Annotated in this window: 19 protein-coding genes, 1 pseudogene and 1 riboswitch; of the genes and pseudogenes, 12 read left to right on the top strand and 8 right to left on the bottom strand. The window is 72.3% G+C overall.

Features of this window, described 5'->3' with window-relative positions:
* The 6 genes from PGH47_RS34810 to PGH47_RS34835 all read right to left on the bottom strand — a co-directional run bounded on the left by PGH47_RS34810 (nt 1) and on the right by PGH47_RS34835 (nt 4430).
* A complete protein-coding gene (locus tag PGH47_RS34810; protein ID WP_271666706.1) occupies nt 1-1497 on the bottom strand; it encodes an APC family permease in 1497 nt (498 codons plus the stop codon).
* A 113-nt stretch (nt 1498-1610) separates the two neighbouring features.
* Entirely contained in the window at nt 1611-2474 is an 864-nt protein-coding gene (locus PGH47_RS34815) for an energy-coupling factor ABC transporter ATP-binding protein (RefSeq protein WP_271666707.1), read from the bottom strand.
* Entirely contained in the window at nt 2471-2614 is a 144-nt protein-coding gene (locus PGH47_RS34820; RefSeq protein WP_271666708.1) for a hypothetical protein, read from the bottom strand. Before PGH47_RS34820 ends, PGH47_RS34815 begins: the two co-directional genes overlap by 4 nt.
* On the bottom strand, nt 2611-3360 hold the full coding sequence (gene cbiQ / locus PGH47_RS34825; protein WP_271666709.1) for a cobalt ECF transporter T component CbiQ: 750 nt from the start codon (nt 3358-3360) through the stop codon (nt 2611-2613). The genes PGH47_RS34820 and cbiQ overlap by 4 nt, the downstream gene beginning before the upstream one ends.
* Before the next feature lie 3 nt (nt 3361-3363).
* Nucleotides 3364-3732, bottom strand: coding sequence for an energy-coupling factor ABC transporter substrate-binding protein (locus PGH47_RS34830; protein ID WP_271666710.1), 369 nt, complete (start codon nt 3730-3732; stop codon nt 3364-3366).
* A complete protein-coding gene (locus PGH47_RS34835; protein ID WP_271666711.1) occupies nt 3729-4430 on the bottom strand; it encodes an energy-coupling factor ABC transporter permease in 702 nt (233 codons plus the stop codon). The genes PGH47_RS34830 and PGH47_RS34835 overlap by 4 nt, the downstream gene beginning before the upstream one ends.
* A 30-nt stretch (nt 4431-4460) precedes the next feature.
* Nucleotides 4461-4646, bottom strand: a riboswitch (cobalamin riboswitch).
* A gap of 100 nt (nt 4647-4746) precedes the next feature.
* Here PGH47_RS34835 and PGH47_RS34840 point away from each other — a divergent pair.
* From PGH47_RS34840 to PGH47_RS34875, 8 genes and pseudogenes are all read left to right on the top strand, one after another.
* Complete coding sequence (locus tag PGH47_RS34840) at nt 4747-5580, top strand: M55 family metallopeptidase (RefSeq protein ID WP_271666712.1); 834 nt, start codon at nt 4747-4749, stop codon at nt 5578-5580.
* Nucleotides 5573-6874: a M20/M25/M40 family metallo-hydrolase gene (locus PGH47_RS34845; protein ID WP_271666713.1), complete on the top strand. Its 1302-nt coding sequence runs from the start codon at nt 5573-5575 to the stop codon at nt 6872-6874. Before PGH47_RS34840 ends, PGH47_RS34845 begins: the two co-directional genes overlap by 8 nt.
* 17 nt (nt 6875-6891) lie before the next feature.
* Nucleotides 6892-8844, top strand: coding sequence for a S9 family peptidase (locus tag PGH47_RS34850; protein ID WP_271666714.1), 1953 nt, complete (start codon nt 6892-6894; stop codon nt 8842-8844).
* Nucleotides 8841-9776 (top strand): S66 peptidase family protein, encoded by a 936-nt coding sequence (locus PGH47_RS34855; RefSeq protein ID WP_271666715.1) that lies wholly within the window; start codon nt 8841-8843, stop codon nt 9774-9776. Before PGH47_RS34850 ends, PGH47_RS34855 begins: the two co-directional genes overlap by 4 nt.
* 141 nt (nt 9777-9917) lie before the next feature.
* Nucleotides 9918-11696 (top strand): CocE/NonD family hydrolase, encoded by a 1779-nt coding sequence (locus PGH47_RS34860; RefSeq protein ID WP_271666716.1) that lies wholly within the window; start codon nt 9918-9920, stop codon nt 11694-11696.
* Nucleotides 11697-11752: 56 nt separating this feature from the next.
* A complete protein-coding gene (locus PGH47_RS34865) occupies nt 11753-12007 on the top strand; it encodes a LapA family protein (protein ID WP_107908001.1) in 255 nt (84 codons plus the stop codon).
* Nucleotides 12008-12026: 19 nt separating this feature from the next.
* Nucleotides 12027-12575 carry a GNAT family N-acetyltransferase gene (locus PGH47_RS34870; protein ID WP_271666717.1) on the top strand — a complete coding sequence of 183 codons (549 nt, stop codon included), beginning with the start codon at nt 12027-12029 and terminating at the stop codon, nt 12573-12575.
* Between the two features lie 64 nt (nt 12576-12639).
* Nucleotides 12640-13364: pseudogene (locus PGH47_RS34875) on the top strand (arginase family protein).
* On the opposite strand, the gene PGH47_RS34880 reads toward PGH47_RS34875, so the two are convergent.
* A complete protein-coding gene (locus PGH47_RS34880) occupies nt 13355-13702 on the bottom strand; it encodes a VOC family protein (protein WP_271666718.1) in 348 nt (115 codons plus the stop codon). The pseudogene PGH47_RS34875 and the gene PGH47_RS34880 sit on opposite strands and share 10 nt — an antisense overlap.
* A 97-nt stretch (nt 13703-13799) precedes the next feature.
* Between PGH47_RS34880 and PGH47_RS34885 the strand changes: the two genes are divergently transcribed.
* Complete coding sequence (locus tag PGH47_RS34885; protein WP_271666719.1) at nt 13800-14300, top strand: phage holin family protein; 501 nt, start codon at nt 13800-13802, stop codon at nt 14298-14300.
* A gap of 69 nt (nt 14301-14369) precedes the next feature.
* Here PGH47_RS34885 and PGH47_RS34890 read toward each other — a convergent pair whose 3' ends face one another.
* Nucleotides 14370-15461 carry an enolase C-terminal domain-like protein gene (locus PGH47_RS34890; RefSeq protein WP_271666720.1) on the bottom strand — a complete coding sequence of 364 codons (1092 nt, stop codon included), beginning with the start codon at nt 15459-15461 and terminating at the stop codon, nt 14370-14372.
* Nucleotides 15462-15725: 264 nt separating this feature from the next.
* Here PGH47_RS34890 and PGH47_RS34895 point away from each other — a divergent pair, with 264 nt between their 5' ends.
* The 3 genes from PGH47_RS34895 to ligD are packed head-to-tail and all read left to right on the top strand — an operon-like array spanning nt 15726 to nt 20184.
* The gene (locus tag PGH47_RS34895) at nt 15726-17417 is read left to right on the top strand and encodes an FAD-dependent oxidoreductase (protein ID WP_443048626.1); all 1692 of its coding nucleotides are present in this window, start codon (nt 15726-15728) and stop codon (nt 17415-17417) included.
* The gene (locus PGH47_RS34900) at nt 17414-19261 is read left to right on the top strand and encodes a transketolase (protein WP_271666722.1); all 1848 of its coding nucleotides are present in this window, start codon (nt 17414-17416) and stop codon (nt 19259-19261) included. Before PGH47_RS34895 ends, PGH47_RS34900 begins: the two co-directional genes overlap by 4 nt.
* Nucleotides 19258-20184, top strand: a complete 927-nt coding sequence (gene ligD / locus PGH47_RS34905) for a non-homologous end-joining DNA ligase (protein ID WP_271666723.1) — start codon at nt 19258-19260, stop codon at nt 20182-20184. Before PGH47_RS34900 ends, ligD begins: the two co-directional genes overlap by 4 nt.
* The last annotated feature ends 5 nt before the right edge of the window (nt 20185-20189 follow it).

The raw sequence follows: 20189 nt of genomic DNA on the forward strand, positions 1-20189 counted from the left end.
TCAGGGCTCCTTGTGGCCGGGCACGAGTGCGGGGTCGGCCACCTCCGGGCGCTCCGACCAGAAGACGGGGGACACGAACCGCCACACGACCATGAGGATCACCCCGGCGAGGGTGATCCCGATGCCGATGACCAGGGGCGGGCCGACGCCGAACCAGGAGACCCCGCTGTAGGAGTTGGCGGGGTCGGACATGTCGCCGACCGACTCGACCAGCAGCCACGCCAGCAGTCCGGCGCCGACCAGCGGGCCGAGACCGATGAGCAGGAAGTTGTGCAGGCTCTCGGTGAGGTGGCGGCGGTAGTAGACCGCGCAGGCCAGGCCGGTCAGCGCGTAGTAGAACGCGATCAGCAGAGACAGCGCGGTCAGCGAGTCGAACAGGGCGTTCTCACTGATCTGGCGCACGACCAAATACCAGGCGATGGCGATGGCGGCCACCCACCACGTGCTCACGTCGGGGGTGCGGAACCGGTGGTGGATGTGCCCGAAGTGCGCGGGCAGCGCATGCCGGCGTGCCATGGACAGCGCGGTGCGCGAAGCGGGGATGATCGTCGTCTGTGTCGACGCAAGGCCGGACGTGGAGACCGCCAGCAGCACGACCCAGTCCCAGGTGCCCATCGCCTCGTCGGCGAGCAGGGCGAAGATGAACTCCTCCTCCGAGGCGTTCTCGGACAGGTACGCCGGTCCGGCGTAGGCGACCACCGCGTAGGCGACCGACACGTACGTCACCAGCAGGATGACCGTCGACCACACGCCGGCCTTGCCGGGAGCGGTGGCGGAGTTCTCGACCTCCTCGGTGAGATTGACCGCCGACTCCCAGCCCCAGTAGATGAACACGCCCAGCAGCAGACCCGCCGTCAGCTCGGCGCCGCCGGCCCCGAAGGGATTGAGCCAGCTGAACGCGGGATCCACGGCGTCGAGCGAACCGGTGTCCGCGTAGACCCGGTAGATCGCCACCACCGCGAACGCCAGCAGGCAGGCGACCTGCGCGAGGATGAGCGCGTTCTGCACCCTGGCCGACACCTCCGTGCCGATCACGCAAAGGGCCGTCATGACGAGGATGACCAGCACCGTCAGCGTCTGGCGCACGAACTCGTTCTCGGCCCAGCTGTCGAGGCCGAAGGCCATCAGCGCGAAGGTCACCGCGACGTCCGCCAGCGAGCCGACCACCAGGACGCCGGTCATCGTGATGGCCCAGCCGCCGAGCCAGCCGGCCCACGGGCCCATCGCCCGGGTGACCCACGAGAACGTCGTCCCGCAGTCCTGGTCCACCCGGTTGAGGTAGTAGAACGCCGACGCGATCAGCAGCATCGGGACGAACGACGCGAGCATGACGCCGGGGGCGTACACACCCACGAGGGCCACGACCGGGCCGATCGCCGCGGCCAGCGAGTACGCGGGCGAGGTGGCGTTGAGCCCGATGACGAGGGCGTCGACGAACCCGATCGCGTCGGCTTTCAGTCCTTCGGGCGGGCTGGTGTCCTCGGTGGCCTCGGCCATGCTGCCTCACTTCGGTCGTGCGTGACCTCATGAAACAGGCAGCCCCGGGGTCCGCCGGGCCTTTGGCGGCCGATCGCGGGATGTATCACCCGTGTGCCCAACGCACGGGTGCCTCAGCCGTCGGCCGCGATCGTGGGAGTGGTGGGCGCCGCCAGGGCGGCCAGTTCCTCCGCGTCACGCGGACCCGGTGCCGAGTCGTCCAACAGGCCGTGCGCCCGCAGCAACCTGGCCGCCGCGATGCCCCAGGGCAGCCGCAGCCCCGCCTCCCTCAAGAGATCCGTGCGGGCCAGCATCGCGTCCGCGGGACCGGTGCGGACACCGGACGGGGTCAGCAGCGCCGCGTCGTCGGCCCAGCGCAGCGCGAGGTCGACGTCATGGGTGGCCATGACGACCGTGGTGCCGCTCGCGCGCAGCCCGCCCAGGGTGGTGAGCAGGCGCTCCTGGCCGTCCGGGTCGAGTCCGGCGGTCGGCTCGTCGAGGATCAGCACGCGAGGCCGCATCGCGACGGCCCCGGCGATGGCCGTGCGCTTGCGCTGCCCGTACGACAGCAGATGCGTGGGCCGGTCGGCCAGCCGGGTGATGTCGAGGGCGGCCAGCGCCTCGTCGACCCGCGCCCGCACCTCTGCGTCCGGCAGGCCGAGGTTGAGCGGGCCGAAGGAGACGTCCTGCGCGACGGACGCGGCGAACAACTGGTCGTCGGGGTCCTGCACCACCAGCTGCACGGTCGTCCGCAGCCGGGTCAGCCCCTTGCGGTCGTACGCGACCGGCGTCCCCTCGACCGTCAACCGGCCGTCGTGCGGCCTGAGTCCGCCGCTCAGCAGCCGCATCAGCGTGGTCTTGCCGCTGCCGTTGCGGCCGAGCAGCGCGAGAGCCCGCCCCTCACGGACGTCGAAGTCGAGGCCGCTGAGCACGACGGGGCCGTCCTCGTAGGCATAGGAGGCACCCCGCAGGGCGACGAGGGCGGTGGGCTCGCTCATGGCAGGGCCTTTTTCGGTGCGGGGGCGGGGGTGGCCGGTGTCGCGAGTGGGGGGTGGCCCGTGGCCGTGAGTGTGGCGGGGCCGGCCTGGTGGGCGTTGGTCGCGTCCCGGGCGGCGACCGGGGCGGTGGGCTCGCTCATGGCAGGGCCCTTTCCAGTACGAGGGTGAGAGCGGCCAGCGCCGCGAGCAGGGCGCAACTCGCGGCCGTGAAACGGACGGAGACCTTCGCCTCGGGCACCAGGACGCGCAGGGTGCCGTCGTAGCCGCGCCCGGCGAGCCCGGCCTGGAGCCGGGTGGCCCTCTCGAAGGACCGCACGAACGCGGTCGCGCCGAGCCCGGCCAGTGAACGCCAGGTCGCGGCGCGGGTGGTGTGCCCGAGGCGGGCCGCCTGTGCCTCCCGCACCCGGCGCACGGAGTCGAGCAGCAGGAAGCTCATGCGGTACGTCACCAGCGCGACGTCCACGACGGGTGCGGGCACTCCCGCCTTCACCAGGCGCGGCAGCAGGTCCGACATCGGCGTGGTGAACGCGAACAGCAGCACCCCGAGCGAGGCCGCCGAGGTGCGCAGCAGCAGTTCACCGGCGCGCAGCGGCCCGTCGGCGGCGAGGGACACGAAGCCCTGCCCGCCGCCGACCTGGACCAGCAGTGTGGCCGCGCCGGTCACGCAGAAACCGAGCGGCACGCGGTACGCCCGCCACAGCCGCCGCCCGGGCACGCCCGCCGGGCCCAGCAGCAGGGTCAGCGCGGTGAGAAGGATCAGCGCGGCCCCCGGCCAGGGCGGCAGGGAGATCGAGAGCACGGTGAGACCGAGCCCGAGCACGGCCTTGTCCACGGGATGACGGCGGCGCCAGCGACTGCTGTGCGCCGCCGCGTCGATCGGCAGCACGTGTCAGACCCTGTCGGCCTTCGACTCCTCGGCGGCACCGGCCGCCGCCTCCTCGCCGACCCGCTCCAGTGCCCGCTGCTCGCCCTGCCTGCGTCCCCGGTGCAGCCCGAAGTAGTAGGCGAGGACACCGGCACCCAGCGCCGCCTGGAGGGAGAACAGAGCCGACTCGATCTCACCGGACGGCGGCTCGTACAGCGGCGAGAACCAGGGCTCGTAGTCCGGCTCGATCTCGGTGATCGCCGTCTCGGCCTCGCCGTCGGCGCCGGTGAACGGCTCCTCCTTGTGGTCGCCCAGGCCGAGCGCCAGCGGCAGCACGGCGAGCGCGGCCACCACGAGCAGCAGCAGGAGGTTGATCTTCGTGTTCCTGCTCATCGGGCCACCGCCTCGGTCTCGCCGCGGGACTGCTTCTTGGTGAGGAGCACGCCCAGCCGGGTCAGTTCGCCCTTGCTGGACTGCACCAGCAGCCGCATCACGAGCACCGTCAGCAGGCCCTCGCTCACCGCCAGCGGGATCTGGGTGATGGCGAAGATGGAGCCGAACTTGCCGAGCGCGCCCACGAATCCGCTGCCCGGGTCGGGGAACGCGAGCGCCAGCTGGACGCTGGTCACGCAGTAGGTGGACAGGTCCGCGACGAACGCGCCGAAGAACACGGCGACCATCAGCGGGACGTCGTAGCGCCGCAGCAGCTTGTAGATCGCGTAGCCGGCCCAGGGTCCGACGATCGCCATCGAGAAGACGTTGGCGCCGAGCGTGGTCAGACCGCCGTGCGCGAGCAGCAGTGCCTGGAACAGCAGCGTGATGGTGCCCAGCACGGCCATGATCGGCGGCCGGAACAGGATGGCGCCCAGGCCCGTGCCGGTGGGATGCGAACAGCTGCCGGTCACCGACGGCAGCTTCAGGGCGGAAAGGACGAAGGTGAAGGCCCCGGATGCGCCGAGCAGCAGTGTGCTCTCGGGATGCTCCCTGACCTCACGGGTGAGTGACCGTACTCCGTGTACGACGAACGGCGCGGACGCGACGCCCCAGGCGACCGCGTGCGCCGGGGGCAGGAAACCCTCGGCTATGTGCATGGCTCAGCAGACCCTCTCCAGCACCTCGTGGATGGTTGACGTGCCTTGGCCGGTCTCCTGGCTGACGGGTGACACCGCCCGTGCTCCGCCTTCCCGGGTCGCAAGGACCCAGTGGCTTGCCCGCGAGGGCAGGAGCCGGACTTCCCGATTCACAGTGGCGAGGGCCGCACCGGCATCACACCGGATTTCCCGTTCACCAAGGCGTGGTGACATTAGTGCCCTTGGCGGGTGGCTGACAAGCACACCCCAAAGGTGTGAAAGCGGCGTTCGTCCGCTTCGTGGCGGGTTCCCTCCCGGGCGCGTAACGTGATCGAGCATGAAGATCCTCATCAGCGCCGACATGGAGGGCGCCACCGGTGTGACCTGGCCGGCCGACGTGCTTCCGGGGACTCCCCAGTGGGAGCGCTGCCGGGCGATGTTCACCTCGGACGTCGATGCCGCCGTGCTGGGATTCCTCGACGGCGGTGCCGACGCCGTCCTCATCAATGAGGCGCACTGGTCCATGCGCAATCTGCTGCTCGAACGGCTCGACGAGCGGGCCGAGATGCTCACAGGTCGGCACAAGACGCTGTCCATGGTCGAGGGCGTGCAGCACGGCGACGTGGACGGCATCGCCTTCGTCGGCTACCACGCGGGCGCCGGCATGGAGGGTGTCCTCGCGCACACCTACCTCGCGAACCAGATCACAGGCGTGTGGCTGAACGACGTCCGGGCCAGTGAGGGCCTGCTGAACGCGCACGTCGTCGCCGAGTACGGCGTGCCCGTGGTGCTCGTCACCGGCGACGACCTGGCCTGCGAGGACGCGCTCGGCTACGCGCCGGAGGCGCTGAAGGTCGCCGTCAAGGACCACGTCTCGCGGTACGCCGCCGTGTGCCGTACGCCGGGCAGGACCGCCGCCGACATCCGTGCCGCGGCCAAGGAGGCGGCCGCTCTGGCGGTCCGTCACGAGCCGGTGTTCGGGGGACCGTTCACCGTCGCCGTCGAGTTCGACGCCGAACACCTCGCGATGGCCGTCACCGTCGTTCCCGGCGTCGAACGTATCGGCGAGCGCAAGGTGGCGTACACCAGCGAGCGAATGTACGAGGGAATCCGTACCTTCAAGGCGGTCACCACGATCGCCTCGGCCTCGGTGGAGGAGCAGTATGGCTGACGGGCAGGCACTGGACGAAGTCGTCACGTTCACCTCCGACCTCATCCGCATCGACACGACCAACCGCGGCGGCGACTGCCGGGAGCGCCCCGCCGCCGAGTACGCGGCCGCGCGGCTGGCCGAGGCGGGTCTGGAACCCGCCCTGCTGGAGCGCACCGAGGGCCGGACCAACGTCGTCGCGCGCATCGAGGGCACCGACCCGTCGGCGGACGCGCTCCTCGTGCACGGTCACCTGGACGTGGTGCCCGCACAGGCCGGCGAGTGGAGTGTGCACCCCTTCTCCGGGGAGATCCGCGACGGCGTCGTGTGGGGCCGGGGCGCGGTCGACATGAAGAACATGGACGCGATGATCCTCGCCGTCGTGCGGTCCTGGGCCCGCGAGGGCGTACGGCCCCGCCGGGACGTCGTGATCGCGTTCACCGCCGACGAGGAGGCCAGCGCCGAGGACGGCTCCGGGTTCCTCGCCGACCGGCACGCCGCGCTGTTCGAGGGCTGCACCGAGGGCATCGGCGAGTCCGGCGCGTTCACCGTCCACGACGGCAGCGGCCGGCAGCTCTACCCCCTCGCCGCCGGCGAGCGCGGCACCGGCTGGGTCAAGCTCACCGCCCACGGGCGCGCCGCGCACGGCTCGCGGCCCAACCGGGAGAACGCCGTCACCCGGCTCGCCGCCGCCGTCACCCGCATCGGCGCCCACGAGTGGCCGCTCAGGCTCACCCCGACCGTTCGCGCGGCCCTCACCGAACTCGCCGCGCTCTACGGCCTCGACGCAGACCTGGACGACGTGGACGGCCTGCTGGAGAAGCTCGGCCCGGCCGCCCGGCTGGTCGAGGCGACCGTCCGCAACAGCGCCAACCCGACCATGCTGGAGGCCGGTTACAAGGTCAACGTCATCCCCGGGGAGGCCGTCGCGTATGTCGACGGCCGATATCTCCCGGGTCACGAGGACGAGTTCCGCGCCACCCTTGACCAGCTCACCGGGCCTGACGTGAACTGGGAGTTCCACCATCACGAGGTGGCCCTCCAGTCGCCCGTGGACTCGCCGACGTACGCCCGGATGCGCGCGGCCGTCGAGGAGTTCGCACCGGAGGGGCACGTCGTGCCGTACTGCATGCCCGGCGGCACCGACGCCAAGCAGTTCTCACGGCTCGGCATCACCGGCTACGGCTTCTCACCGCTGAAGCTGCCGGAGGGCTACGACTACGGGGCCATGTTCCACGGCGTCGACGAGCGGGTGCCCATCGAGGCACTGCACTTCGGCGTCCGCGTGCTCGACCGTTTTCTGCGTACGGCCTAGGGGAGTTGGGGGAGAAAGTGCGGACGCTGGCGTACGGTTCCTGGCCCTCGCCCATCGACGCGGCCGTCGCCGCGGCGCACGAGGGGCGGCCCGACTTCGTGGGCTTCGTGGGGGAGGAGGCCTGGTGGACCGAGGCCCGGCCCACCGAGGGCGGCCGCTACACGCTGGTGCGGCGCCGCGCCGACGGCGGCGAGGAGTCGGTGCTGCCCGCCCCGTGGAACGTGCGCAGCCGGGTCATCGAGTACGGCGGACAGCCGTGGGCCGGTGCCGTCGCGGCCGGCCGGCCGCTCGTCGTCTTCGTCGACTTCGCCGACCAGCGGCTCTACCGCTACGAGGAGGGCGGCGAGCCGCGCCCCCTCACCCCCGTCTCCGAGGTGGGCGGCGGGCTGCGCTGGGTGGAGCCGCGGCTGCGGCTCGACCTCGGCGAGGTGTGGTGCGTGCTGGAGGAGTTCACCGGCTCAGGACCCACCGACGTACGACGCGTCCTGGCCGCCGTACCTCTGGACGGCTCGGCGGCCGAGGACCGCGCTGCCGTGCGCGAACTGACCGACGACGGACGCCGGTTCGTCACCGGCGCGCGGATCTCGCCCGACGGGCGGCAGGCGGCTTGGCTCACCTGGGACCATCCGCACATGCCGTGGGACGGCACGGAACTGCTGATCGCCGACGTCGCGGCGGACGGCACCCTCGGCAGCCCGCGGACCGTCGCGGGCGGCCCGCAGGAGTCGATCGCCCAGGCCGACTGGTCGGCGGACGGGCGGCTGCTGTACACGAGCGACCGCAGCGGCTGGTGGAACCTCTACCGCGACGGCGTACCGCTGTGCCCCCGTGAGGAGGAGTTCGGCGGACCGCTGTGGCAGCTCGGCCTGAGCTGGTTCGCGCCGCTGGCGAGCGGGCTCGTCGCGGTCGTGCACGGCCGTGGCGCGACGGCCCTCGGGGTGCTCGACCCGGAGACCGGCGAGATCGTCGACGCGGCCGGCCCCTGGACCGAGTTCGCGCCCACCCTCTCGGCCTACGGGGAGCGGGTCGTCGCCGTCGGCGCGAGCCCGCGCAGCGCCTACGAGGTGGTCGAGCTCGACGCCAGTACCGGCCGCACCCGGGTGATCGGGGCCGCGCACGACGACGCCGTGGACCCCGCCTACTACCCCGAGCCGCAGATCCGCACCTTCACCGGACCCGGCGGTCAGGACATCCACGCGCACATCTACCCACCGCACAACCCCGGCTACGTGGCCCCCGGCGACACCCCGCCGCCCTATGTCGTCTGGGCGCACGGCGGCCCCACCTCGCGGGCGCCCCTCGTGCTGGACCTGGCCATCGCCTACTTCACCTCCCGAGGCATCGGCGTCGCCGAGGTCGACTACGGCGGCTCCAGCGGCTACGGCAGGGAGTACCGCAACCGGCTGCGCGAGCAGTGGGGCGTGGTCGACGTCGAGGACTGCGCGGCCGTCGCGCTCGCCCTCGCCGACGAGGGCACCGCCGACCGGCGGCGGCTCGCCGTCCGGGGCGGCAGCGCGGGCGGCTGGACCACGGCCGCCTCGCTCACCACGACCGACGTCTTCGCCTGCGGCACGATCCTCTACCCGATCCTCGACCTGGCCGGCTGGGGCAGCGGCGAGACCCACGACTTCGAGTCCCAGTACCTGGAGTCCCTGGTCGGACCGCTCGCCGAGGTGCCCGCACGGTACCTGGAGCGCTCGCCCGCGGAGCACGCCGAGCACCTCACGGTGCCGTTCCTGCTGCTCCAGGGCCTGGACGACGTGATCTGCCCGCCCACCCAGTGCGAGCGGTTCCTCGCCCGGATGGAGGGACGCCGGGTGCCGCACGCCTACATCGCCTTCGAGGGCGAGGGGCACGGGTTCCGCCGGGCGGAGACGATGGTCCGCGTCCTGGAGTCCGAACTCTCCCTGTACGCACAGGTCTTCGGGATCGACCCGCCCGGAATCCCCAAGCTGGAGCTCGCCAAGTGACACAGTCCGTACAGCCCCTCGTGCGGCCCGCCCGACTCGCCGCCGGCGCCCGTGTCGCCGTCGTCGCCCCCAGCGGACCGATCCCCGAGGAACGGCTCCAGGCCGGGCTCGACGTGCTGCGCGGCTGGGATCTCGACCCGGTGGTGGCACCCCATGTGCTGGACCGGCACGGCGAGTTCGACTACCTCGCGGGCACGGACGCCGACCGGGCCGCCGACCTCCAGCGGGCCTGGTGCGACCCGTCCGTGCACGCCGTGCTGTGCGCCCGGGGCGGCTACGGCGCGCAGCGGATGGTCGATCTGCTCGACTGGGAGGCGATGGCCGCGGCCGGACCGAAAGTCTTCGTCGGCTTCAGCGACATCACCGTCCTGCACGAGGCGTTCGCGACCCGGCTGGGCATCGGCACGCTGTACGGGCCGGCGGCGGCGGGCGTCGACTTCATCAAGAACGCGCGGGCGCAGGAGCACCTGAGGGCAACGCTCTTCGAGCCGGAGTCGGTGCGCACGATCACCTCCACCGGCTCCGCACTGGTCCCGGGCCGGGCGCGGGGCGTCACGCTCGGCGGCTGCCTCAGCCTGCTCGCCGCCGACACCGGCACCCCGCACGCCCGTACTTCCGCACGCGGCGGCCTGCTGTGCCTGGAGGACGTCGGCGAGCAGACGTACCGGCTCGACCGCTACCTCACCCAGCTCCTGCGCGCCGGGCTGTTCGACGGCGTGCGCGGCGTGCTGCTCGGGTCGTGGCAGGCGTGCGAGCCGCAGGAGCGGGTGCGTGCGCTGCTCCTGGACCGACTGGGTGGCCTCGGTGTGCCCGTTGTGGAGGAGTTCGGGTTCGGGCACTGTGAGGGAGCGCTGACGATTCCGTTCGGGGTGAGCGCCGAACTCGACGCCGACGCGGGGACGTTGACGCTGGACGAGCCCGCTCTGCGCTGAACCCGATTCACTGAATCTCCGTCAAGAAACCTCCGTCACGGCGATTGACCTCGCCTGACACGTGTCACACCATGACAACCGGCCAGTACTTACTGGTCGGTATGCAGGGCAGTCCAGACGTGCCTCAGTGTGGAGGTCTCCGTGTCCCGTCGTGTGCCCAGATTCCGAGTCCCACTCGCTCTCGTCCTCGGCGCCACGCTCACCGCACCCCTCGCGTTCACCGCACCGGCCGCCGCCGCGACCGGCCAGTACACCGTCACCGCCCTGAAGTTCACCGTCCGCGCGGGCGAGGGCAGCTGCACCGTCGACGCCGACCTGTACCGGCCCGCCGGCGTGGACCGCGCCCACCCCGCACCCGCCGTCGTCGCCACCAACGGCTTCGGCGGCAGCAAGTCCGACGGCTCGACCGACAACATCGGCAAGTCCTTCGCCGAGCGCGGCTACGTCTCCCTCGTCTACTCCGGCCTCGGCTTCGGCAGGTCCGGCTGTCTGATCTCCCTCGACGACCCCACCCTCGACGGCGTCGCCGCTTCCGGTCTGGTCGACTTCCTGGGTGGCCGGCGCGCCGCCGACGACGGCACGAAGGCCGACTACGTCACCCTCGACGCCCCCGGCGACCCGCGCGTCGGCATGGTCGGCGGCTCCTACGGCGGGGCCGTCCAGCTGGCCACGGCCGCCGTCGACCGCCGCCTGGACGCACTGGTGCCGATGATCACCTGGAACGACCTGGCGTACTCCCTCGACCCGAACAACGCCGTCGGCAGCGGCGGTGTCCCCGGCTCCTTCAAATGGCAGTGGGCCAACGGCTTCTACCTGATCGGCGAGGGCCAGCCCCTGCTGGAGCCCAACCTCGACCCCTCCCGTATCAACTCCATGCCCTGCCTGCACTTCGTCACCAAGGCCTGCGACACCATCCGGACCCTCAACTCCGGCCGCTACCCGGCCAAACGGACCGCCGAACTGCTCGCCTACGCCCGCAGTGTCTCGCCGGTCTCGTACCTCAGCCGCGTCAAGGCACCCACCCTCCTCGTCCAGGGCCAGGCCGACAGCCTCTTCAACCTCAACGAGGCGACGGCGACGTACCGCACGCTCAAGGACCAGGGCACCCCGACCAAGATGATCTGGCAGTCCTGGGGCCACAGCGGCGGCATGAGCGACCCCGCGTCCGGTGAACTGAACCTCGGCCAGGGCAACCTGGAGACCAGCTACGTCGGCCGCCGTGTCCTCGCCTGGTTCGACCGCTACCTGCGCGGGCACGCCGTCGACACCGGACCGGCCTTCGCCTACTACCGCGACTGGATCACCGACCCGGACCACACCTACGCCACCGCCGACCGCGTCCCCGCGCTCAGCCGGACGCTCTACCTCTCCGGCGACGGCAAGCTCGTCGACGACCGCCGCAAGGTGAGGCGCGGCAGCCGTACGTACACCAACTGGCTCGTCCCCACCAGCCACTCGGAGAGCTCGCTCGCCGGACTCATCGGCCTCCGCGACCCGGCGCCGTACGACACCCCGGGCACCCACCTCGCCTGGACCAGCGAGCCGCTCGCCCGCACCACCGACGTCGTGGGCGCGCCCCGGGCCACGCTCCGGGTCAGCTCCCCGGTGGCCGAGCGGACCCAGCACTCCGGCGACGCGGCCGACAGGCTCGTGCTCTTCGCCAAGCTCTACGACATCGCCCCCGACGGCACCCGGACGCTGGTGCACCGGCTCGTCGCACCGGTGCGTGTGCCCGACGTGCGGCGGAGCTTCACCGTGACCCTGCCGGGGATCGTGCACCGGTACGAGAAGGGGCACCGGCTGCGGTTCGTGATCGCGGCGAGTGACGACGCGTACTTCGGGAACCGGGGGATCAAGCCGGTGACCGTGGCCGCCGCGCCCCAGGACACCGGGGTGCTCCGGCTGCCGGTGATCGGATGACGCCCGGCGGGCCGCTCACCGTGCGTGATCCCCGCTTCGGGAGCATCCTTGGTGGTATGACCGCGAAGACGTCCGAGAGCGGCTCGAAGGCGGGCGGGAAGCGGGGTGGCCTGTCCGGGGCGATGACCCCCGGCAGGATCACCGTGCTGGTGCTCGCCGCCCTCGCGCTGATCTTCATCTTCGAGAACACCGACAGTACCGAGATCCGGCTGCTGATCCCCCTGGTGACGATGCCGCTGTGGCTGGCGCTGCTGGCCGTGGGCCTCATCGGCGCACTGGTCGGCGGCTACTTCATGCGACGTCGCCGTTAGCGGGTCGTAGGCTGGCGCAATGCCGCAGCCCTCGTCCCGCTACCTCGCCGAAGGCCCCCGCGTGGGCATACGCCATTTCACCCACGAGGACGCCGCCGAGTTCACCGCGCGTGCCCGGGAGAGCAAGGACATGCACCGTCCGTGGCTCTTCCCGCCGGACGGCGAGGCCGCGTACGCCGCTTATGCCGGGCGGCTGATCGAGGATCCGACCAAGGCGGGGTTCCTGGTGTGCGCGAAGGAGGACGGCGGGGGGATCGCCGGGTTCGTCAACATCAACAACATCGTCGAGGGCGCCTTCCAGAGCGGTGCCCTCGGCTACGGCGCCTTCTCCCACGCGGCCGGCCGCGGCCTGATGCGGCAGGGCCTCGACCTGGTGGTCGGACACGCCTTCGGCCCGATGCGGCTGCACCGGCTGGAGATCAACGTCCAGCCGGCCAACACCGGCTCCATCGCCCTCGCCCGCGCCTGCGGCTTCCGCCTGGAGGGCTTCTCGCCGAACATGCTCTTCATCGACGGGGCCTGGCGCGATCACGAACGGTGGGCGATCACCGCCGAGATGCGGCCCTGAAGCCGGTCACCGTCGCGATGCCATCGTATTGAGCGCCGACTTCACGTCGGACAGGATGGGGCGCATGCGGAACATCGTGGTGCTCGACGCCCCCTCCAACCTGGGCCTGCGCCCGCCGGCCCCGGGCACCGTCCCCGGCTGCCACAAGCTCGCGCCGGGGACTTCCCGCTCGTGCTCGGCGGCGACTGCTCGATCAACCTCGGCGCGGCTCTCGCACTGCGCCGCGCCGGCCGGTACGGGCTGGCCGTCGTGGACGCCTCGCCCGACTTCCGGCACCCCGGCAACTCCGACCGGGTCGGCGCGGCCGGCGGCGAGGAGGTCGCCCTGGCCACCGGGCGCGGGCAGGCAGATCTGACGGACCTGGAGGGGCTGCGGCCCTATCTGCGGGACGAGGACGTGCGGTACTTCGGCATCCGCGACTGCTTCGAGGAGGACCGCGCCGAACTCGCCGAGCTGAAGATTCCCGTGGTGACCGTCGGAGACCTGCGCGAATGGGGCGCCGAGGCGCTGGCGACCGTCACCCGCCAGGCCTTCGAGATCCCGGAACTGGACGGCTTCTGGGTGCACCTGGACGCCGATGTCCTCGACCCGTCCGTCATGCCCGCCGTGGACAGCCCCGACCCGGACGGCCTCACGCCCGACGAACTGGTCGCGCTGCTGCGGCCGTTGCCGGCCTCCGAGCACTGCGTCGGTCTCAACGTCACGATCTACGACCCCGACCTGGACCCGGAGGGCACGGCCGGGGCGCTGCTCACCGACGTGGTCGTGACGGCCCTGGGCTACGCCTGACGGTCCACGTACTCGTAGATCGCCCCGTCCGGGTGCATCGCGATCAGATTGCGCCCGACGGGAGTCGCCATCGGCCCGGCGACGATGTGCGCCCCCAGCTCGCTGAGCACCTGCCGGGCCTCCTCGACGTCCTTGACGGCGATGGTCGCGGCGACCTTGCGCAGCACCTCCAACTCGGCCGCGGGGCCGCTCATCAGCAGGAAACAGCCGACCGCGGCCACCTGGACGCCGCCGCGTTCGAAGCGCAGCGCTTGGCCGCCGGCGAGGCGTTCGTAGAAGGGGACCGCGGTCTCCAGGTCGTCGACGCATACGCGCAGCGTGGCTCCCAGAATGTCCATGCGGGAAGCCTAGTTGGGAGCCGCCGGACACGGAGATCGTTTCACGCGATCCCCGCACTCCCCGTTATGCCCATGCCGGCAGGGGTACCCGGCGTCCATGGATCGCTTGGATCATCTTGAGCACCTGGACAAGGAACTGGTCGACGAGCTGGCGCAGGTGGCGCGCGAGACCGTGCGCGACGAACTGCGCGAGCAGACGCGCAGGCAGCGCCGCCGGGCCATGCTGTACGCCGGGTCCGGCGCCGTCGCCCTGTACGCGGGCGCGGCCCTCGCGCTCGCGATGGGGCTCGGCCTCGCCGCCGCACTGCCCGACTGGGCGGCCGCACTGATCACCGCGGTGATCCTCGGTGTGCTGGCGTACCTGCTGCGCGGCGCGGCACGGCCGTCCGCGTCCCGGCCGACGGCGGACACGGCGACCGGAGCCGCACCCGGGCGCACCCTCGGCGGCACGGCGCCGGGCACTCCGCCCAGCGGGCTCGGCATGCCGTATCCGCCGATGCCGCCCGGACCGCCTGAGGCGGGAGCACCGGGCACGGGCGGGACGCGGACACCGCACCCCGACGACATCGACCCCGAGCAGCCGCACCACCGGGCGTGACGCCGGACGCGGCGACGACGAAGGAAAGGCCCTGCCCTCCCGGCAGGGCCTTCGTCATGACCGGGGTCGTCAGGCGACCCGGTACTGCTCCATCTCCTCCGTCCGCAGGGTCAGCCCGTGTCCGAGGCCGTGGGTCGGGGTGACCGTGCCGCCCGTCGGGTCCAGGGCGCCGGTGAAGAACATGTCCTCCAGGCGTACGTGGTCGTGGAACCACTCGATGTGCCGCAGGTTGGGGATCGCGGCGGCCGCGGCGGCGTGGGCGTGCGGGGCACGGTGGGCCGAGACCTCCAGGCCGTGGGCCTGCGCGAGGGCGGCGGCACGCACGAACTCCGTCAGACCGCCGCAGCGCGTGGCGTCGATCTGGAGGCAGTCGACCGCGCCGGCCGAGATCATGCGGGCGAAGTACGGCAGGTCGTAGCCGTGGGCACCGGCCGTGACGTCGCACGGCAGGCTGTCGCGGACCAGCCGCAGGCCCGTCAGATCGTCCGAGGACACCGGCTCCTGGAACCAGCCGACGTCGTGCCCGGCGAGCCCGTGGCCGACCCGGATCGCCTGTTTGCGGCTGTAGGCGCCGCTCGCGTCCACGTACAACTCGGCCTCGGGTCCGATCACTTGGCGTGCCGTGCGCACCCGGTCCAGGTCGCGCGGGGTCGCACGGCCCCGGTCCCCGCCGATCCTGATCTTCACGCGTGGAATGTGCTGGCCGTGCACCCAGCCGTTCAGCTGCGCCGCCAGATGCTTGTCGTGGTACGTCGTGAAGCCGCCGCTGCCGTAGACGGGGACACGCTCACGGCACACCCCGAGCAGTCGCGCCAGCGGCAGCTCCAGGAGCCGGGCCTTGAGGTCCCACAGGGCGATGTCCAGCGCCGAGATCGCGCACCCGGCGACCCCCGGCCGGCCCGCGTCGCGGATCGCGCGGCACATCGCGTCGTGCGCCGCCGGGACGTCCAGGGCGCCACGGCCCTCGATCAGCGGGGCGAGATGGTCGCGCAGGAAGTCGCCGACCGCCGCCGGACCGTACGTCCAGCCGGTGCCGGTCGTGTCGCCCGAGGTCACCTCTGCGATCACCACGGTCGTGGAGTTCCAGCTCAGGGTGCCGTCCGCCTCCGGGGCGTCGGTGGGCACCGTGTACACGGAGACGACGGGGAGACGGAGTTTCATCGCGCCGGCCCGTCCCACTCCACACTCACCGTGACCTGGCCGTACGCGGGCATGCGGGACACCTCCGGTACTGCCGCCTCGGCGGCGCGGACGGATCGCCGCCCGAGTACCCGCATGCTGCGCCGGAAACCGGTCCTGGCAGGTCGGCGCGGCGCGGGCCCGTGGCTGCCCGGCCCGACGTTTGGCGGTCCTGACCTGGGGGACGCGGAAGGCTCCCGAGGTACGCGACAGCGTCGGAGGCGCACTGTGAGTCGACCCCGCATCGTGATCGTCGGCGCCGGATTCGCCGGGTACCGGGCGGCCCGCGTCCTGTCCCGGCTCACCCGACACAAAGCCGACATCACCCTGCTGAACCCGACCGACTACTTCCTGTATCTGCCCCTGCTGCCCCAGGTGGCCGCCGGCATCCTGGAGCCACGCAGGGTGACCGTCTCGCTCACCGGCACACTGCCGGACGTCCGGCTCGTGCTGGGCGAGGCCGACGCCGTCGACCTCGACGGGCACACCGTGCGCTACACCGGCCCCGAGGGCGACGGCGGCACCCTGCCCTTCGACCGGCTGATCCTCGCCGCGGGCAGCGTCAACAAGCTGCTGCCCATCCCCGGCGTCGCCGAGCACGCGCACGGCTTCCGCGGCCTGCCCGAGGCGCTGTACCTGCGGGACCACGTGACCCGGCAGATGGAGCTGGCCGCCGCCGCCGACGACCCCGCGAGCTGCGCGGAACGCTGCACGTTCGTCGTCGTCGGCGCCGGGTACACCGGCACCGAGGTCGCCGCGCAGGGCAAGCTCTTCACCGACTCCCAGGTCCGCAGGCGCCCCCTGCGGGCGGGCATGCGGCCACGCTGGCTGCTGCTCGACATCGCCGAGCGGGTCCTGCCCGAGCTGGACGAGAACCTGTCGCGCACCGCCGACCGGGTGCTGCGGCAGCGGGGCGTCGAGGTGCGGATGGGCACCTCCGTGAAGGAGGCCACGCACCGCGGAGTGCTGCTCACCGACGGCGAGTTCGTCGACACCCGCACCCTCGTGTGGTGCGTCGGCGTACGGCCCGACCCACTCGCCGAGTCGCTCGAACTTCCCTTGGAGAAGGGCCGGTTGCTCGTCGACCCATATCTTCAGGTGCCGGGCAGGCCCGGACTGTTCGCCGCCGGGGACGCGGCCGCCGTACCCGACCTGGAGAAGCCCGGCGCCTACACGCCGATGACCGCCCAGCACGCCTGGCGGCAGGGCAAGGCCGTGGCGCACAACGTCGCCGCGTCGCTGGGCCTGGGGGAGCGGCGCGCCTACCGCCACCGCGACCTGGGCTTCGTCGTCGACCTCGGCGGCGTCAAGGCCGCCGCCAACCCGCTGGGCATCCCCCTGTCCGGAGTGGCCGCGGGCGCGGTCACCCGCGGCTACCACCTCGCCGCGATGCCCGGCAACCGCGTCCGCGTGGCCGCCGACTGGCTCCTGGACGCCGTACTGCCGCGCCAGGCCGTCCAGTTGGGCCTCGTACGGTCGTGGTCGGTACCGCTGGACACGGCCTCGCCGGAGCTGGCCCGGGTGCCGGGCCGCCCCGAGAAGGCACGGGCGGGGAACCCGGGGCAGGCCGGGGGATCGCGTTCCGGTGAGGGCGCCGAACCGGCGGACGCCATACGGGACGCCGACGCCGGCAAGCACGCCGAACCTCCGGGCCCGCTGAAGGAGCCGGACCTCATCCAGGACGCCGACGCAGCAAAGCACGCAGAGCCCCCGGGGCCTGTGAGGGAGCCGGACCTGATCCAGGACACCGACGCCGCCATGCATGCCGAGCCCCCGGGCCCCGTGAAGCAGCCGGACCCGATCCAGGCTCCCGAGCGCACCCCGGGCGCCGCCATCTCCTCCGACGCGCCGGCCGTCCACAAGCATCGCCCCAGGGACCCCTCGACCCTCGCCCCGCCGGAACCGGGCTCGCCCGCCTCCTCGGAAGGAGACTCATGAACACCGCCGAACTCACCGAGCTCGCCCAGCAGTTGCGGGTGGACAGTGTGCGGGCGTCAGCCGCCGCGGGGTCGGGGCATCCGACGTCGTCGATGTCGGCCGCCGATCTGATGGCCGTTCTCCTCGCGCGGCATCTGCGCTACGACTTCGAGCGGCCCACCCACCCGGGCAACGACCGGTTCGTCCTGTCCAAGGGGCACGCCACGCCGCTGCTGTACTCGGCCTACAAGGCCGTCGGCGCCATCGAGGACGGCGAGCTGCTCACCTTCCGCCGGATCGGCAGCCGTCTCGAAGGGCACCCCACCCCGCGCCGGGTGCCGTGGGTGGAGACCGCGAGCGGCTCGCTCGGGCAGGGACTGCCGATCGGTGTCGGCATCGCGCTGGCCGGGAAGCGGCTGGACCGCGCCGGCTACCGGGTGTGGGTGCTGTGCGGGGACAGCGAACTCGCCGAGGGCTCCGTGTGGGAGGCAGCCGAACACGCGGCGTACGAGAATCTGGACAATCTGACGGCCATCGTGGACGTGAACCGGCTGGGCCAGCGCGGCCCGACCCGGCACGGCCACGATCTCGACGCCTACGCCCGCCGCTTCCAGGCATTCGGCTGGCACACCGTCGAGGTCGACGGACACGACGTGGACGCCGTGGACCGTGCCTACGGGGAGGCCCGCTCCACCACCGGGCAGCCCACCGTCATCCTCGCCCGCACCCTCAAGGGCAAGGGCGTCGCCGACGTCCAGGATCGCGAGGGGCTGCACGGCAAGCCGCTCCCGGACGCCGACGCGGCCATCGCCGAACTCGGCGGACCGCGCGACCTGCGCGTCCGGGTCCACGAGCCGCCCGCGACCCGCGCCCTGCACGCCGTGCCCGACGGACACCTCGACTTGCCCCGCTGGGACAAGGGGGAGGAGGTCGCCACCCGCAACGCCTACGGCGAGGCGCTCGCCGCCCTCGGCGCGGCACGCTCCGACGTCGTCGCCCTCGACGGCGAGGTCAGCGACTCCACCCGCGCCGAGTTCTTCGCCAAGGAATTCCCCGACCGGTTCTTCGAGTGCTACATCGCCGAGCAGCAGATGGTCGCCGCCGCGGTGGGGCTCGCCACACGCGGCCGGGTGCCGTACGCCTCGACCTTCGCGGCCTTCCTGACCCGCGCCTACGACTTCGTGCGCATGGCGTCCATCAGCGGCGTCGGCGTCAACCTCGTCGGCTCGCACGCCGGCGTCGCTATCGGGCAGGACGGGCCCAGCCAGATGGGCCTCGAGGACCTGGCGATGATGCGGGCCGTGTACGACTCGACCGTGCTGTACCCGTGCGACGCCAACCAGACCGCGAAGCTCGTCGCCGCCATGGCGGGCCTCGACGGCATCCGCTATCTGCGCACCTCGCGCGGCGCCGGCCCCGTGATCTACGGTCCCGACGAGGAGTTCCCGGTCGGCGGCAGCAAGGTGCTGCGCGCCGGGGACCACGACCGGCTGACCGTCGTCGCGGCCGGAGTGACCGTGCACGAGGCGCTCGCCGCCGCCGACGTCCTGGCCCGCGAAGGCATCGCCATCAGGGTGATCGACCTCTACTCCGTCAAGCCCGTCGACCGACTCACGCTGCGTCAGGCGGCCGAGGAGACCGGCCTGTTGCTCACGGTGGAGGACCACCACGAGGAGGGCGGCCTCGGCGACGCCGTCCTGGACGCCTTCCTCGACGGGCGCCCGGTACCGCGCCTGGTACGGCTCGCCGTACGCATGATGCCGGGCTCGGCGTCCCCGGACGAGCAGCTGCACGCCGCCGGCATCGACGCGGCAGCCATCGCCGCCGCGGGCAAGCTGCTGGTGGAGGAGGCGGTCGTACGGTGACCGACGGCGGTACGAGGAGAGTGCGGGCAGGCCGCCGTACCGTCGAGGTCAAACGGGTCGACAAGGTGCTCTTCCCCGGTTCCGGGGACGCGAAGGAGTACACCAAGGGCGACCTCGTCGACTACCACCGCTCCGTCGCCCGGTTCATGCTGCCCCATCTGCGGGGCCGCCCGCTGATGCTGGAACGGCACCCCGACGGGCTGGACGGGCCCGAGTTCATGCAGAAGAACACCCCGGAGCACTACCCGGACCGGATCACCCGCGTCGAAGTGCCCAAGGAGGACGGCACCGTCCGCCACACGGTCTGCGACGACACCGCGACCCTCCTGTACCTCACCGACCAGGCCTGCCTCACTCTGCACCGCTGGCTCTCCCGCACCAGCAGCATCAACTGCCCCGACCGGCTGGTCTTCGACCTCGACCCGGCCGACGACGACTTCGGACAGGTCCGGGAGGCCGCCGGGTTCCTCGGCGAACTGCTCGACGAACTGGAGCTGCCCTCGGCGCCGATGACCACCGGATCACGAGGGCTGCACATCGTCGTGCCATTGACGGGACGTCAGGATTTCGACGAGGTACGGGAGTTCGCGCGGGACGTCGCCGACACGCTCGCCGCGGCCCACCCGGACCGGCTCACCACCGCCGCCCGCAAGAAGGACCGCGGCGACCGCCTCTACCTCGACGTGCAGCGCAACGTCTACGCACAGACGGTGGTCGCGCCCTATACGGTCCGCGCCCGCCCCGGAGCCCCCGTGGCCACGCCGATCGCCTGGGCCGACCTGGACGACCCGGACCTGCACGCGCGGCGCTGGACCATCGCCGACGCCGTGGAAAAGGCGCGCAGCGACCCGTGGGCCGGACTGATGCGCCGGGCCCGTGCTCTCGGGCCGGCGCGCCGCAGGCTCGACTCACTCAAGGGCTGAAGAAG

The organism is Streptomyces sp. HUAS 31, assembly GCF_028198125.1.
In the GTDB taxonomy this organism is placed as follows: domain Bacteria; phylum Actinomycetota; class Actinomycetes; order Streptomycetales; family Streptomycetaceae; genus Streptomyces; species Streptomyces chartreusis.

Bases quoted from the DNA above. Each gene is read 5' to 3' on its own strand.
- PGH47_RS34880 (WP_271666718.1), bottom strand. From the start codon at position 13,702: ATGGACATTCTGGGAGCCACGCTGCGCGTATGCGTCGACGACCTGGAG.
- PGH47_RS34890 (WP_271666720.1), bottom strand. From the start codon at position 15,461: ATGAAACTCCGTCTCCCCGTCGTCTCCGTGTACACGGTGCCCACCGAC.
- PGH47_RS34900 (WP_271666722.1), top strand. From the start codon at position 17,414: ATGAACACCGCCGAACTCACCGAGCTCGCCCAGCAGTTGCGGGTGGAC.
- PGH47_RS34885 (WP_271666719.1), top strand. From the start codon at position 13,800: ATGGATCGCTTGGATCATCTTGAGCACCTGGACAAGGAACTGGTCGAC.
- PGH47_RS34810 (WP_271666706.1), bottom strand. From the start codon at position 1,497: ATGGCCGAGGCCACCGAGGACACCAGCCCGCCCGAAGGACTGAAAGCC.
- PGH47_RS34830 (WP_271666710.1), bottom strand. From the start codon at position 3,732: ATGAGCAGGAACACGAAGATCAACCTCCTGCTGCTGCTCGTGGTGGCC.
- PGH47_RS34870 (WP_271666717.1), top strand. From the start codon at position 12,027: ATGCCGCAGCCCTCGTCCCGCTACCTCGCCGAAGGCCCCCGCGTGGGC.
- PGH47_RS34835 (WP_271666711.1), bottom strand. From the start codon at position 4,430: ATGCACATAGCCGAGGGTTTCCTGCCCCCGGCGCACGCGGTCGCCTGG.
- PGH47_RS34845 (WP_271666713.1), top strand. From the start codon at position 5,573: ATGGCTGACGGGCAGGCACTGGACGAAGTCGTCACGTTCACCTCCGAC.
- PGH47_RS34865 (WP_107908001.1), top strand. From the start codon at position 11,753: ATGACCGCGAAGACGTCCGAGAGCGGCTCGAAGGCGGGCGGGAAGCGG.
- PGH47_RS34815 (WP_271666707.1), bottom strand. From the start codon at position 2,474: ATGAGCGAGCCCACCGCCCTCGTCGCCCTGCGGGGTGCCTCCTATGCC.
- PGH47_RS34840 (WP_271666712.1), top strand. From the start codon at position 4,747: ATGAAGATCCTCATCAGCGCCGACATGGAGGGCGCCACCGGTGTGACC.
- PGH47_RS34820 (WP_271666708.1), bottom strand. From the start codon at position 2,614: ATGAGCGAGCCCACCGCCCCGGTCGCCGCCCGGGACGCGACCAACGCC.